The organism is Bacillus sp. V33-4, assembly GCF_002860225.1.
Taxonomy (GTDB): Bacteria; Bacillota; Bacilli; order Bacillales; family Cytobacillaceae; genus Bacillus_BJ; species Bacillus_BJ canaveralius.
The window spans coordinates 36,403-51,511 of record NZ_PGVC01000054.1 but is presented as its reverse complement, the minus strand read 5'-3'; the positions used below and the strand labels follow the sequence as shown (position 1 = coordinate 51,511).

The following is a 15,109-nucleotide window of genomic DNA, read 5'->3' as shown; positions in this document are numbered from 1 at the left end:
TAAATAAATTGCAAATCTAGATATTACATATTCAGATGCCGATAAAATTAAAAAGACATAAGTACACCGGCATTAATTTTGGCCAAACACAGCCAATTCTTTGGTGCATATAATAAAACACTGCTGGCAATGACAACAAAGATTAGAATCTAACGAAAAATATGATTAGTTGATTTGCTAAGGAATTAAATGTTTTAACTTTTCGATACTTATAAACTTATAAGGGGAAAATACAAATCACAATCTATCTCACCACATCGTTGCCCGAATTATCGCTATTTCCCCACTGAAAATATTTTAGAAAGTGGATGAAAGATGAAAATTATTTTACTATCTGGAGGATCAGGACAAAGACTATGGCCGTTATCAAATGGTTCAAGGTCTAAACAGTTTTTGAAGATGATGTTTAATGACAACGGAGTAGAAGAATCAATGATCCAGCGAATATGGCGGCAATTACAACAGGCTGGTTTAACGGAATCATCTTATATTGCCACGGGTAAGTCGCAAACAGATTTTATTCAAAGCCAAATTGAGAATATTCCTCCTCTTATCATTGAACCTGACCGCAGAGATACGTTTCCCGCGATAGCATTAGCTGCAGCTTACCTTCATTCCATTGAAAAACTAAGCTTAGACGAAATTGTATGTGTACTACCTGTCGATGCTTATGTCGAAGATTCATTTCTTGAGGCCATAAAGAAGTTTGGTCATGCATTAACAGATTCAAATGCTTCTCTCGCTCTTCTCGGCGTAAAACCCACCTTCCCTTCCGATCAGTATGGTTACATTGTTCCTGCACCGAATCATGAATCGCTATGTAACACCGGAACTTATGATGAGGTCGACTTTTTTATTGAAAAACCTGACCGTGATACAGCAAAAAAACTAATTAAGCAGGGAGCTTATTGGAACTGCGGTGTATTTGCCTTCAAGCTGGGATATTTGATCCAGTACCTGGCCGATAATGGAATTCCCTGCAATTTCGAACAACTAATTAGTCAGTATTCTGATATTCCAAAAAATAGTTTTGATTACGAAGTAGTGGAAAAAACGAATCACATTGTTGTCGTCCCGTATAAGGGAAAGTGGCGGGACTTGGGAACATGGAATACGATAACAGGCATTATGAATACGGATACGGTAGGAAAAGGAGTTATTGACAACAATTCAATAAACACTCATTTAATAAATGAACTCGATCTTCCTGTCGTTGTTGCGGGTATTTCCAATAGTGTAATAGTAGCAAGTTCAGATGGTATACTTGTTGCGGATAAAGCTGCTTCCGGTCGGATAAAAGAGTTAACTAAAGACTTTTGTCAGCGTCCCATGTATGAAGAGAAGCATTGGGGTCATTATCGAGTTTTAGATTTTCATAAACTGAGAAATGGCGCAGAAGTTCTAACAAAAAAAATAAGTATCTTCCAGGGAAAAAACCTCAGCTACCAGCTACATTTGAAGCGACAGGAAATCTGGACGATAACAGAAGGTGAAGGGGAATGTATCTTAGATGGACAGTTAACACACATGAAGCCTGGAACTGTGATTACGATTCCTGCTTGCACTAAACACGCGCTTAAAGCCATCACTGAATTACAATTCATTGAGGTGCAAATGGGCAGTGAACTAAGCGAAGCGGACATCATTCGTTTTCCAATGGAATGGTCAGAAATTGAAACAGAATAATGGTTAATCTGACCAGATGCGCCTATCAATCTTGGTATTTTTAACCTGTGTGAACGAAGGGGGTTGACCCAAGCGAAACGAATAATCACCTTGGGTGAACCCCTTTTCTTCATTTCCTGTAAGTGTCAAGCTGTGGTCCATTGACGAGACAGGAAGGAGTGTTTCCTGCTAACGCCTCAAGTAAATTATCAGCAGCAAGATTAGCCATTTTCATTCTTGTTTTAATGCTGGCACTCCCAATATGGGGCAGAGCAACAACATTCGCAAGTGACAGGAGCGGATGGTCCAGGTCGACCGGCTCCTCTGTAAACACATCAAGTCCCGCCCCCCATATCTGGCCATCTTTTAGAGCTTCGTATAGGGCCGTTTCATTGACAATTCCACCTCTCGCTGTATTTATAACAATCGCGGTTTTCTTCATCAATTGCAATTGCTCCTTACCGATTAAATTGACCGTTTCAGGAGTATACGGGGTCATGATGCAGATAAAATCGGAAACTTTCAGCAGTTCATTGAGCTCCGTATATCTGATCCCAAGCTCTTTCTCGGCATGCGGTTTTCTGCTTCGATTATAGTATAGGATATTCATATCAAAGCCCTTCGCCCGTTTTGCAACTGCTTCACCGATTCGCCCCAGTCCAACAATTCCTATAGTTGCCCCGTAAATATCCTGCCCTGTTAATAGCATCGGAGACCATGTGTCCCACTTCCCCTCACGAAGGTAATTCGAGGATTCGACCACTCTTCTTGCGGTAGCCATTAGAAGCGCGAAGGTCAAATCAGCTGTTGTTTCCGTTAAGACCCCAGGGGTATTGGTAACACGAATCCCGCGTTTTGAAGCAGCTTCCACATCAATATTGTTATAGCCAACTGCCATATTGCTGATGACCTTTAAGTTTTCTGCAATCTGTAACAGGTCTTCATCAATCGATTCCGTTATTAAGCACAAAAGCCCGTCTGCCATCGAAATTTCTTTTTTCAACACTTCACGGGGTACCGGCACGTTTTCTTTTGCCCACATTCGAACCTCGTATGAAATTTGCAGTTTGGATATAATTTGTTCGGGCAGCTTTCTAGTTACATATATTTTGGCTGTCACCTGCAACATCCACCTTTCTATCAAAAAAACTTTCCCAATACACCGAATGATCAGGTTATCTTAGCAGGAGAACAATTGCCAAGATGGCTGTACGTCATCCATTTCAACGATAACAATGTAATTCTCTATTACTAGCGGAAAACCTGCTTCCAAACAAAAAGAAGTGAATTGTAGATTTACGATTAAGCAAAACAAAGTTTTTTTAAAATAAAAAACTCCCCGCACTGGAGGAGTTCATGGTTTTATAGTGTTAGTGCGTCGCGCGTCCTTTAATCACTTTGTAGATAATAACGATTGCGGCAACTACAAGCAGAATGTGAATAAGCCCGCCAGCAATGTCAAAAATCAATCCAAGGACCCAAAGTGCAATTAAAACACCGATAATCATACCAATCACGATCAGTCACCCTTTCTATTTAAATCATCCATATTGTAAGATTACCCTAAATAGTAAGTCGCCAAACAGGAGCCATTCCATTGAATGTGTGCTCATTGCATGAATCGGCATAGAAGGCTGTTGACCTTTTCAGGCTTGAGCCATGGAAAATAGCCTCGAGCTATACCACTATATAAACAGCGAGACCGATAAGTGATAGCAATATTACCACTACATAAATCATCGTCAGATTAACTGTATTTCTTTTTGAAGAAGATGAATACTCTTGATCACTTTTTCCGGTTAGCAGCAATGTCGAGATAATCGCTATAATGATAATAATGATAACTAATACTATTGCAAAAGTCATGTCTTCCCCCCATGAATCTTCTTTACTACAATAATAATTAGATACTTACCAATAGTAAACCTTTTTGATGAAACACAACTATTCAAAGAATCTTGTTGAAAAAAATCACAGCAAACACTTAAAACCCCTCTACTTGAGAAGAGGAGTTGTTATATTGTGATATAGTCACAGAGCATCTTTCCAATTTGAACGGTTAAATTTCTTCCAGTTAGCTGATTTTCCAGGCCGTCGGTCAATACTGCCGCATAAGCTTTCTTTCCTTTATAGGAAATAATCGTACAGTCATGCTCAAGTCTGGGATCTGCTTCAATCATAACACTGACCCGCGCATCACATTCGTTTAACAGCGATCTTACTCGATTAGCAAAATCAAAGAAATCCATTGCCCTTACCTCGATGCGGCAACTTGCCTGGGGGCAGGTTTCCCTGTTATCTGCTTGTTGTATAAATGGCAAGCCACAAAGTGATTGGCCTCAATTTCTTGCCATTCAGGTTTCAATTCCGCACAAACCTGCATCGCATAAGCGCATCTAGTTCGGAACACACAGCCGCTCGGCGGATTGATTGGACTTGGGAGCTCTCCTTGCAAAATAATGCGTTCCCGCTGATCTTCGATATCCGGATCGGGAATCGGAATTGCCGATAACAATGCTTGTGTATAGGGATGGAGCGGTTTTTCGTATAATTGGCTGCTTGCTGTCAGCTCTACGAGGTTTCCTAAATACATGACGGCAATCCGATCACTGATTTGTTTGACCATCGAAAGGTCATGGGCAATAAATAAAAAGGTCAGCCCCTTTTCCTTTTGCAGCCTTTTCAACAGGTTCACAACCTGGGCCTGTACGGAGACATCAAGAGCAGAAATCGGTTCGTCAGCAATAATGAATTCCGGATCAAGGGCAAGCGCGCGGGCAATCCCAATTCGTTGGCGCTGGCCGCCGCTGAACTCGTGCGGATAGCGGTTTGCATGGTCCCTGTTCAAGCCAACATCTTCTAACAATTGGTACACCTTCATCAGCTTCTCTTGTTTATTACGGTGTAAGCCGTGCACCTCCATCGGCTCGGAAATAATCTCCCTGACCGTCGAACGCGGATTTAATGATGCGTATGGATCCTGGAAAATCATCTGCATTTTACGATGAAACGCAAACTTCTCCTTTTCATTTAAGGTATGGACGTTTTTCCCATCGTATTTGACCTCTCCGCCGCTAACATCATAAAGGCCGATAATCGTTCTTCCAGCCGTCGATTTTCCGCATCCCGATTCGCCAACAATTCCGAATGTTTCTCCTTTATAAATTTGGAAAGAAACATCGTCTACAGCTTTTAAAGTTTCCCCTCTGCCAAGGTAAAAATATTTCTTTAATCGATTTACTTCCAGCAAAGCTTTTTCAATCATGCTTACTCCTCCCTCTCCTGCCAGTAACGCCGTGCTGCACATAGCTCTTTTTCATATATGGTACCGGCAATAGGGATAATTTCTATTTCTTTTCCCGTTTTCGGTGAGTGCAGCAGTTGTCCATTGCCATAATAAATGCCGACATGGTGGATATGCCCTTTTCCTTCCTGGTAGGCAAAAAACAATAAATCACCCGGCTCGATTGCTGACAAACTTATCTCTTTTCCTGTTTCCGCCTGGTATGATGCATCACGCGGAATGATTGCGCCAATCGCTTTGCACATCGAATAGCTGAAACCTGAACAATCATAACCGTAACTGCTCAATCCTCCCCACAAATAAGGGAGGCCAACAAACTTTTCACCTGCTCTGACAAGATCTGTCCCGGTTCCTTTCGGAATATGTTGATAAGACTCGTAGATCGCAGTATCTTCATGTTTCAACAACGCGCTGCCAAGAGGAGATTTTACTTTCAGAGTATCACGGGAATTTTCTTGAACAGGAAGAATCGTTTGATAGCTTAATACTAGTTCAAAGTCAGAGTTAACCGGCCTGAGCACGGCTTGTTTACTTGTAATGACAGCAACCTCACTGTCAGTTATATTCCAATCTCCATACTCAGTTAGTTGTGTTATCGGTATCCAGCCCGGATAACCGTCCTTATTTTTCAAGGCAGGCTGGCCAGGAACAATGACTTCAGCCCAGTGCCCGTTTGTTCCAGTAACGATGACCTCTTCCCCAAATAATACCTGTGTCTGCAAAAGATTCGAACTGCATAATTCCAGCCGGGTGTCATACGTAAGCCCGTTGAGCCATGATCCAAGATCTACAGGGTTTGTAGTAACAGCTTCGTCAATCGGCCTTGCTGAATCGTACGAGGTCCAAACATTTGCAACAGATACATTAACGATCCGCTTTGTTTGATCCGCCATTATAACTCCTCCTTAATTTACCAGGACATTACGAATGCCCAGGCCAGGTTCTTTTGAAAAAGTAATTTTATTTATGTTGTATACAATGCCGCCTTCAACGATATCTTTAGCAAGCATCAGCGGTGCATCAAAATCCAAACGGGTAATATTGGCTTTGCTGGCGGCAAAATGAGCGGCAGCACTTATGCCGATCCGTGTTTCAATCATACTTCCGACCATGCATTCAATTCCGCAAACTTCTGCCAATTGATTGATGATCTGCGCCTTATAAATTCCGCCCGCTTTCATCAGCTTAATATTGAGCAAATCAGCACTTCTTGTTTTGATAACTTCGAACGCCTGCCTTGGCGAAAAAACACTTTCGTCGGCCATAATCGGCGTATCGGCGGTATCAGTTACTTGTTTTAACCCGGCGATATCTACTGCTTTTACAGGCTGCTAAGTAGCTCAACACAAGTAACCTTGACGACGATTGTTTCAGCTGTTTCCACCGTGCGCAACGCTGTTTTAAATGGCTTCACAAGCGGTACTGCTGCGCGATAAGTTTGCAAATGTTCTATTTTCATAACGAACCCCCTTACTGGATTCCACTCTCGATTGACAGTTTTTTTTGATCTGCATCCATGTGGGCCGTACACCCAAGTGGAAGCGATAGATTAGGGGAGCAGTGTCCGATCATAAATCCTGACAATGCCGGTTTACCTGCGGCCGCGATATAATGATTGACTACCTCTTCGAGAGTCAGCGAATCTTCTCTCTCGGGAAGGCAATTTTTAAAATCTCCGACTATAAAGCCTGCGGCATCATCCAGTTTTCCAGCCATCTTGAGCTGGTTCAGCATTCTGTCTATCGAGCGCGGTTCTTCATTTATATCCTCGATCAGCAAAAGCTTACCCTTTGTATCAACTTCAAAAGGAGTTCCCATTGTGCTGGTAAGCAGGGATAAATTACCGCCAACAAGTGGGCCGCGTGCACTTCCGGCAACGAGCGTTTTGAGGCGCGAATGCTGCTCCGAATAGTTCAATAGTTCAGGTTGAAACAACTGGCGAAATAGCTCTCTCGATACCGGATGCGAATCATCATTACCAATATCGGATGCAAGCATTGGACCATGAAAGGTTACGAGCCCTGTGAGCTGGTGTATGGCGGCATGTAAAAAAGTAATATCACTGTAACCCCAAAAAACCTTAGGATTATCCGAAATGATTTGATAATTGATTTGGTCTGCAATTCGGGCTGTTCCGTAGCCGCCGCATGCACAAAAGACTGCTTTTACCTGCTGATCCGCAAACATCGCATGCAAATCTTCCAATCTATCATGATCTGATCCTGCAAGATAGCCGTTCCTTTTAAATAAGTGCTTACCTAGCTTAATGGTCAATCCAAGCTCTTCAAGGAAGGAAAGGCCCCGCCGTAAATTTTCCTCGTTCGGAGGGCTGGCCGGAGCAATGACACCAACGGTATCTCCTTTGTCCAGTCGCTTTGGTTTAATGATCATATTCGCCTCCAGCTACTTTTTTATAAAAGGGGTGTTCCTGTGAACACCCCTTTTATGAGATTTGTGCCTATTTCTTATCCGCCCATTTTAACTCCAGATAACCAACCGGATGGCGGACGATTCCCGTGACCGCATCGTTTTGAAGATGTGGCTGGTTATAGAAGTGAACCGTGAAGATTGGTGCTTCATCCATCAACATCTTCTCAGCTTCGTACATGAGCTCAAAGCGCTTTTCTTCATCTGATTCTTTTTTGGCGTCCTGAATCAACTGATCATATTTTTCATTTCTCCATCCCGTCCTGTTCATCGAATGTCCGGTTTGGAAGTTTTCAAGGAAATTGATTGGATCCGCATAGTCGGCAAGGAACGAACTTCTGGACAGCTGGAATTTTAGTGCTGACTGCTGCTCTGCAAACACGCTTGATTCCATATTCGCCAACTTGACATCTACCCCGAGATTTTCTTTAAACATTTGCTGGAGTGCTTCGGCAATCTTTTGGTGAATATCATTAGTGTTATACGTTAAGGTGACTTCAGGAAGAGTGCCATATCCCTCTTCTTCCATTCCTTTTGCGAGAAGCTCTTTCGCTTCTTCAATATTGGTCTTCATTAGGTCGCCATTCACCTTGCGGAAGTCTGCCCCGGACGGATCTTTAAATCCAGGCGATACGAAGCCATAGGCCGGTTTCTCTTTATTCTTCGTTACAAAATCCACGATTTTCTTTTGATCAACGGCGAGTGCAAAGGCTTTGCGGATATTTTTATTTTGAAAAGGCTCGAGCCCAACATTGAAGCGGTAGAAATAACCTCCTGCCTGGTCGTCCACCTTCACTTTATTTTCTGCATACAGCTTTTCACTTAAATCAGGCGGAACATCAGAAGTATCCAATTCTCCGGTTTGGAACATTTGATACTCAGTATTTGTATCATTGACCATTGCCCAATGTACTTTGTCTAATTTAACATTGTCAGCATCCCAATACTGGTCATTTTTCTTCATCAGGAAGTAGTTATCATGCTGCCACTCGGCAAGTGTAAAAGGACCGTTTCCTACGAATGATTCCGCTTCTGAAAACCATTCAGGATTTTCGGTGGCCACCTTTTCATTAACAGGGAAAAACGCCGGGTTTGTTATCACGCTTAAAAAATAGGCTTGCGGACTTGTTAATGTAACCTCCAAGGTTTTTTCATCAACTGCTTTGACCATCACATCATCAGCAGTACCTTCTCCATTATTGAAAGCCTCACCGCCTTCAATAAAATAGCCTAAAAAGGCAGCCTGTGAACCCGTTTCAGGGTCTAAGAGCCGCTTCCAGGCAAACACGAAATCACCTGCCGTAACATTATCGCCGTTTGACCATTTTGCATTTTCCCGGATATGGAACGTGTACGTTTTTCGATCGTCTGAAACTTCCCAGCTTTCAGCTGTCGCTTCCTCCGGCTCATGATCAGGGCTTAACCGGGTTAATCCTTCCAGTAAATTATTCAAGGAATTCCATGAAACGGCGTTAAAGCCGATCGGCGGGTCAAAAGATGTTGGCTCCTCTGCGTTGTTCATGTATAATACTTTTTCATTCGCTTTCTTGCTACTTTCGCCGTCTTTCTTTTCGCCTGGACCCTCGCCGGCATTTTCATTGGCCGTACACGCTGTCAAAACAAGCAACAGCAATCCCGTCAAAAACAACTTTAAACATGATTTCATCAAGCCTGCCCCCTTCAGTTTTGTTTATATTAACTGCTTGAGAAATCCCTATATACATAGAGATTCCGTACAGACAATACCGTCTTCGCGTTTCTCTATCTGGCAGACGTGAGCAACTTCCGCGCGCGCTCATCCTGGAGCCAGCAATCAACTTGATGTTCCCTGTTTAACCGGGTTTGAAATGGATATACTTTGTCACACACTTCCATCGCATAATCACAGCGCGCCGCAAATGGACAGCCCGCAGGTGGTGAGAATAAATCCGGCGGTGAACCGGGAATCGGAATTAAATCGGCTCCTGCCTGATCAAGACGTGGGACCGAATTTAATAATCCCTTCGTATACGGATGCTGGGGATTATAGAAAATGTTTCTCCTTGTACCTGCTTCGACGATTTTCCCTGCATACATGACTGCAATCCTGTCAGCAACCTGGGCAACGACTCCAAGGTCATGGGTGATTAAGATAATCGAAACTCCCGTCTTTTGTTGGATATCTTTAAACAGTTCAAGGATTTGTGCCTGTATCGTTACGTCTAAAGCCGTTGTCGGTTCATCTGCAATTAATACCTTAGGCTGACAGACAAGTGCCATCGCAATCATGATCCGCTGCCTCATTCCGCCGCTGAATTGGTGGGGATACTGCTTAAGCCGCACGTGGGGGCTTGGAATGCCCACCAGGTCCATCATCTCCAGAGCCGTTTTTTTCGCCGCAACAGTTGAGACGTTGTTATGGCGGATAATACCCTCCATGATTTGGTCGCCAATTGTCAGTGTCGGATTAAGAGCTGTCATTGGGTCCTGAAAGATCATCGATATATCCGCACCGCGAATATTTCTCATTTGCGGCTCCTTCATTTTAGTTAAATCTTGTCTTTTGAAGAGGATTGAACCGGCCGTGATTTTTCCGGGAGGGATTGGAATCAAGCGCATAATGCTTTGCGCCGTTACGCTTTTTCCACAACCCGATTCGCCGACGATTGCAAGCGTTTCGCCTTTATGGAGGTCAAAAGTAACGCCTCTTACTGCTTTAACTGTGCCGCCATATGTAGTGAAAGTGACGTGGAGGTCTTTTACCTCAAGTACATTTTCCATACCTTTACCTCCTCAACCTTGGATCAAGGGCATCCTGCAATCCATCACCCAACACATTAAATGCAAACATCGTTAAGGAAATGAAAAAGGCCGGGAAAAATAGCCGCCACCAATGACCGGAAAGAATCGTCGACAAACCGTTATCCGCCATTACTCCCCAACTGGCATGTGGTGCCTGGATGCCCAATCCGAGAAAGCTTAAGAAAGCTTCAGCAAAAATAGCCGATGGAACGGTTAACGTCATTTGCACGATAATCGGGCCCATTGTATTAGGGAGAAGATTCTTGCGGATAATCCTTGGTGTCTTTGTCCCAAAAGTTTTAGAAGCTAAAATGAATTCATAATTTTTGATTTGCAGCACCTGCCCCCTGACAATTCTCGCCATGCCGATCCACCCCGTCACAGTTAAAGCAACAATGATCGTCGATAAACCAGGACCCATTACCACCATTAAAAGGATCACAACCAATAAATACGGGAGACCATATAAAATTTCGATAACCCGCATCATTACTTGGTCCGTTCTGCCGCCTTTATAGCCGGCAATGCCCCCATATATAACGCCTACCACAAAATCAATCAACGCGGCAACTACCCCGACAAATAAAGAGATTCTTGCCCCATACCATGTTCTTGTAAAAACGTCGCGGCCAAGTTCGTCAGTTCCAAACCAATAAGTAGAGGAGGGGGGAAGATTTTGCTGGCTAAGATCATTGTCAATGCTATGCGGTGAAATCGCCGGGCCGAAAATGGACATAAAGGTTATAAGCACTAAAAAGAATAACCCGCTCATCGCCAGCTTATTTTTGCGCAGTCGGCGCCATGCGTCCTGCCAATACGATTGGCTCGGCCTTGTAACCGCTTCTGCCTCTTTTTCATTCTTCACTTTTCGTACAAACCATTCGTCAGGGACTTGTGGCGAGATATTCGGTTCATGTTGTTTACGAAGCTCCACTATCTTCCCTCCTTTTTATGCAGCTTAATGCGCGGATCCAAAACGCCATACGCCAGGTCAACGAGAAAAAGCATGAATATTAAAATCGCACTGTAAAACACGGTTGTACCCATAATAACCGGATAATCCCGATTTCCGATGCTTTCAATAAAATATTTGCCCATTCCCGGTATCGCGAATATCTTTTCAATAACAAAGGTACCGGTTAGAATGCTTGCAGCAAGCGATCCAAGCACGGTCACGACAGGAAGAAGAGCATTTCTCAATGCATGCTTTATGACAATTTTGACAGGAGAAAGGCCTTTTGCCCGGGCTGTGCGGATGTAATCCTGGGTCAACACCTCAAGCATGCTTGAGCGTGTTAACCTTGCAATCAGTGCCATCGGCCCTGTTGCAAGTGCCAGCGTCGGTAAAATCATATGCCGAATGCTTGACCAGGTTGCCACCGGCAGGATTCCCCAATTTACGGCCACTTGCTGGATTAACAGCGTCGCCATCACAAAGTTTGGAACTGAAATTCCAAATACAGCAATCGTCATCGCTGCATAATCGATAATACCGTTATGGCGAAGAGCCGCTACAATTCCAAGGCTGATGCCGGAAACAATGGAAACAATCAGAGTCACCATGCCCAACTCAAAGGAGACCGGGAATCCTCTCCCGAGCAGTTCATTCACTGTCTGTGATGAATGACTAATCGAAGGCCCAAAGTCAAAGGTGATCAGAGCTTTTAAATACATCAAATACTGAACCGGAAGCGATTCATCGAGGTGATAATGCGCCGCAAGATTCCGCTGGATCGCTTCATTTGTCGTCCGCTCATCGGTGAAAGGAGAGCCAGGGATCGCATGCATCAGGAAGAAGGTTAATGTAATAATGACCCATAAGGTAACAAGCATGGAAAGCAGTCTTTTTAGAAGATATGTATGCATCGTTTCACACTTCCTAACAGAATGTGGTTCTCATCGCTAATTCAGTCATGACAAGCATCGCTTGGTAGGCTTCGAGAATGTTCTTTGCTTGAAAACGGACAATCGTAGTACCTTCCTCGATTTCGGTTCCAGGCATCAGGTTTGCCCATTCTGCCTGTCCGTAATTGGCAAATTCAATTCGCAACAGGGGATTTTCCGGCGGAGTCAGCGGCTTCACTTTATCTTTGTTTTCCAATGCAAAAACCGTTTTTTCCTGAAGCAGCTCACCTGCTTTTTCCGGTGTTAATGTAAGCGCTGCAGAGCGAGAAATCTGCTGTTTCACCGCTGCAGTCGTTACATTTGGAATCAATTCTTCTGCTTCAAGCGCAGCCCGGTCATCACCTGCAACAAGCAGCACTGGTACGCCAAAATAGCCGGCCACGTATGCATTAAAGCCCAGTTCTCCGATTGCGATGTCATTTATGTACATATGGCGAACTCCAAAGATCATCGAGTGGGACATCACTCCTTTCAACGAAGCTCTTGCATGGTAGCCGACAAACATAGCTCCCGTATAGGTGTCGTCCAATCCTTGGACCATTGAAAACGGCTTTACATCTCCGCTGATTAACTGAGTGTCGCGGTGCAGCTTTTCTACTAAAAGATTATTCATTTTTGAATGGCTGTCGTTTACAATGACTTCCGAGCAGCCGTTGTTAAATGCTGTGGTGATCACATGATTCGCCTCGGCGGTCATAATCTCGCGCCCGCGCCCATAATTGTGTTTGGAAGAATCGACATGTGTATGGTCAACTAGACCAGAAATACCCTCCATATCAACAGATACATATAGTTTCATTCTTTTTGCCTCCTTTCAGCTTGAATTATAATTATCTTAATATTATAAATTATAAAACTACTTTAAGCAATTCTTTCGACAATAAAAATAGCGTTGGCGATTGATAGCTTTTCAGAGTTATTTTTTGAATGATTGCTTTGTTTAGCAGTCTATTTCCCTATCCACTTATCATTTGGGTGATTCTTTTTCATGCTTGTCTTCTTTGTCAAAAAAAAACACGGTCGATACCCCGCGTTAAAAAAAGCAAAAATTTTTTTATGATGTTTTCTGATTATACGGTTTTGTTCCATGGATTTAGGATTTTGCAGTCATCTTTCCGCATCAGTCAAAAAATTCCCGATAAAGCGCCTGAACTGCCCGTGCTTCTTCTGCTTCTTTTACACCAAACATCATGCTTACTTCTGATGAGCCCTGGTTAATCATCTCGATATTGATGCCCGCTCTGGCTAGTGCCGTCGATGCCCTCGCCATCGTCCCCACATTATGGCGCATTCCTTCCCCGACGATCATCACTAGTGCCAGATTGCGTTCAATCTTTACTTCATCAGCATGGAGCTCTTCGTAGATTCGGTCGATGATTTGCTGTTCGAGTTCTTCATTGATTTGCGACTGCCTGATGATAATTGATATGTCGTCAATACCCGAAGGCGTATGTTCATATGATAATCCCAATTCAACTAAAATTTGCAGAAGCGTTCGACCGAAGCCGACCTCCCGGTTCATTAAGTATTTGCTTACATAAACGCTGCAAAAACCTTGATCACTGGCAATACCAATTACCGGGCCATTGACGGCTTTTCGTTCGTTCATTACCTTTGTTCCCGGTGCATTTGGATTGTTCGTATTTTTAATATGAACTGGAATTCCCGCCTTAAAAGCAGGGATCAGCGCTTCATCATGAAATACGGAAAATCCAGCATATGAAAGCTCCCGCATTTCCCTGTAGGTGAGTTCCTTGATTTCTTTAGGATCATCAACAACATTCGGATTCACTGAATAGACGGCATCGACGTCAGTGAAATTTTCGTATAAGGAAGCCTTTATCCCGTTTGCAAGAATTGCGCCGGTAATATCCGAGCCGCTGCGTGAAAAAGTCAGGACCTTTCCATTCTCTGTGTAGCCAAAAAAGCCTGGGACGATTAAAATTCCCGATCGACTGCGCAGGGAAAAAAGATGATCGTATGCCTCAGGCAAAATCCGTGCGTTCCCGGGCTCATCCGTTACGATCATTCCGGCTTCACCGGGATTCACATAATGTGCTTCGACTCCCTGAGCTTGAAAATAGGCAGCAATGAGTTTGGCCAGATTATCTTCGCCACTTGCTTTTACCGCATCAAGGTAATGGTCTGGACTGCTTTTATCACCATTGATGACGTTAAGCAAATCGTCATGAATTCTTGAGATGATCCCCTCGGGCAGCTTTAGTTGTTTGGCAATCAAAATATATCGATCTAAAACACTATGAAATAAATCTCCTGCATCACCGAGCCGCAGCGCTCTGTCGGCACAGTCAATCAATAAATCGGTCACTTTCAAATCGTCAGGATTGCGTTTACCGGGTGCGGAAACGACGACCACCTTGCGCTCTGGATCGGAAACAATGATGCGAAAAACCTTTTCAATCTGCTCTCCCGAAGCAAGTGAGCTTCCGCCAAACTTCACAACCTTCATTGCACGACATCTCCTGCTCTTTTAAAAAATTTATCTTTATTATTACTCTAAAAGCAGCAAAGACGCAAGTAGTTTTTCCTTCTCATAAGTACAAATGTATTTTTAAGAAGGACTTTTTTAAACGATATGAACCAGAAAATTATCACACTGAAAATAGTAAATTTCATAATTGAATTAAAGGTTACGACTAACCTTTTTATATGTAGTAAAGTTCGCCTGGAATATATGTTACCCTGGCTTTAAAAAATTGCATAAAAAAAACCCCTTAATAAGGGCATGTCAATGGAACGGCACATTTTCCGATTGGCGTTGTCTTTGATTGTAATACCAAATTTTAATTTGGGTGAGGATCGCAAAGACGAAGAAAATATTCATAGCCCACACACTTGTAAAAGGGCCAAGGCCACCGTAATCAATCGTGTGATAATTTTTCAGCTCCATGACAATCATTGTTTCAATCATAAACAAGACAAATCCCAAGATGCTTGCAACTGCTAAGCGTAACATCCAATTCCTCCCTTTATTTCGAAAATTCTGTGACAATTTTATTGTAATTC

General features: G+C 43.3%; 16 protein-coding genes and 1 pseudogene. 1 reads left to right on the top strand and 16 read right to left on the bottom strand.

Going from position 1 to position 15,109, the window contains the following annotated elements; all coding sequences use genetic code 11:
* Positions 1-315 precede the first annotated feature (315 nt).
* Positions 316-1,686, top strand: coding sequence for a sugar phosphate nucleotidyltransferase (locus CVD23_RS18260; RefSeq protein ID WP_101666764.1), 1,371 nt, complete (start codon positions 316-318; stop codon positions 1,684-1,686).
* A gap of 109 nt (positions 1,687-1,795) precedes the next feature.
* Here the strand turns inward: CVD23_RS18260 and CVD23_RS18255 are convergent, their stop codons facing one another.
* From CVD23_RS18255 to CVD23_RS18190, 16 genes and pseudogenes are all read right to left on the bottom strand, one after another.
* Positions 1,796-2,785, bottom strand: coding sequence for a 2-hydroxyacid dehydrogenase (locus tag CVD23_RS18255; RefSeq protein WP_101578560.1), 990 nt, complete (start codon positions 2,783-2,785; stop codon positions 1,796-1,798).
* Between the two features lie 250 nt (positions 2,786-3,035).
* On the bottom strand, positions 3,036-3,173 hold the full coding sequence (locus CVD23_RS21675) for a lmo0937 family membrane protein (protein WP_308303494.1): 138 nt from the start codon (positions 3,171-3,173) through the stop codon (positions 3,036-3,038).
* Between the two features lie 169 nt (positions 3,174-3,342).
* Positions 3,343-3,531, bottom strand: a complete 189-nt coding sequence (locus CVD23_RS18250) for a hypothetical protein (RefSeq protein ID WP_101666763.1) — start codon at positions 3,529-3,531, stop codon at positions 3,343-3,345.
* A gap of 149 nt (positions 3,532-3,680) precedes the next feature.
* Positions 3,681-3,914 carry a hypothetical protein gene (locus CVD23_RS18245; RefSeq protein ID WP_101578558.1) on the bottom strand — a complete coding sequence of 78 codons (234 nt, stop codon included), beginning with the start codon at positions 3,912-3,914 and terminating at the stop codon, positions 3,681-3,683.
* Positions 3,915-3,919: 5 nt separating this feature from the next.
* On the bottom strand, positions 3,920-4,930 hold the full coding sequence (locus tag CVD23_RS18240) for an ABC transporter ATP-binding protein (RefSeq protein ID WP_101666762.1): 1,011 nt from the start codon (positions 4,928-4,930) through the stop codon (positions 3,920-3,922).
* A gap of 2 nt (positions 4,931-4,932) precedes the next feature.
* Entirely contained in the window at positions 4,933-5,862 is a 930-nt protein-coding gene (locus CVD23_RS18235; RefSeq protein ID WP_101666761.1) for a C40 family peptidase, read from the bottom strand.
* Positions 5,863-5,874: 12 nt separating this feature from the next.
* Positions 5,875-6,300: pseudogene (locus CVD23_RS18230) on the bottom strand (enolase C-terminal domain-like protein); the annotation flags it as partial.
* A complete protein-coding gene (locus CVD23_RS22080; protein ID WP_180955716.1) occupies positions 6,291-6,428 on the bottom strand; it encodes a hypothetical protein in 138 nt (45 codons plus the stop codon). The gene CVD23_RS22080 and the pseudogene CVD23_RS18230, both read right to left, overlap by 10 nt.
* A gap of 11 nt (positions 6,429-6,439) precedes the next feature.
* Positions 6,440-7,360, bottom strand: coding sequence for a S66 peptidase family protein (locus CVD23_RS18225; RefSeq protein WP_101666760.1), 921 nt, complete (start codon positions 7,358-7,360; stop codon positions 6,440-6,442).
* A 67-nt stretch (positions 7,361-7,427) separates the two neighbouring features.
* Complete coding sequence (locus CVD23_RS18220) at positions 7,428-9,062, bottom strand: peptide ABC transporter substrate-binding protein (RefSeq protein WP_101666759.1); 1,635 nt, start codon at positions 9,060-9,062, stop codon at positions 7,428-7,430.
* Between the two features lie 95 nt (positions 9,063-9,157).
* Positions 9,158-10,156, bottom strand: a complete 999-nt coding sequence (locus tag CVD23_RS18215) for an ABC transporter ATP-binding protein (RefSeq protein ID WP_101666758.1) — start codon at positions 10,154-10,156, stop codon at positions 9,158-9,160.
* A gap of 4 nt (positions 10,157-10,160) precedes the next feature.
* The gene (locus CVD23_RS18210) at positions 10,161-11,111 is read right to left on the bottom strand and encodes an ABC transporter permease (RefSeq protein ID WP_101666757.1); all 951 of its coding nucleotides are present in this window, start codon (positions 11,109-11,111) and stop codon (positions 10,161-10,163) included.
* Entirely contained in the window at positions 11,111-12,043 is a 933-nt protein-coding gene (locus tag CVD23_RS18205; protein WP_101666756.1) for an ABC transporter permease, read from the bottom strand. Before CVD23_RS18205 ends, CVD23_RS18210 begins: the two co-directional genes overlap by 1 nt.
* Positions 12,044-12,056: 13 nt before the next feature.
* Positions 12,057-12,881 (bottom strand): M55 family metallopeptidase, encoded by an 825-nt coding sequence (locus CVD23_RS18200; protein ID WP_101666755.1) that lies wholly within the window; start codon positions 12,879-12,881, stop codon positions 12,057-12,059.
* A 321-nt stretch (positions 12,882-13,202) separates the two neighbouring features.
* Complete coding sequence (locus CVD23_RS18195; protein WP_101666754.1) at positions 13,203-14,552, bottom strand: aspartate kinase; 1,350 nt, start codon at positions 14,550-14,552, stop codon at positions 13,203-13,205.
* 279 nt (positions 14,553-14,831) lie between these two features.
* Positions 14,832-15,059, bottom strand: coding sequence for a hypothetical protein (locus tag CVD23_RS18190; RefSeq protein ID WP_101579398.1), 228 nt, complete (start codon positions 15,057-15,059; stop codon positions 14,832-14,834).
* Positions 15,060-15,109: the final 50 nt, after the last annotated feature.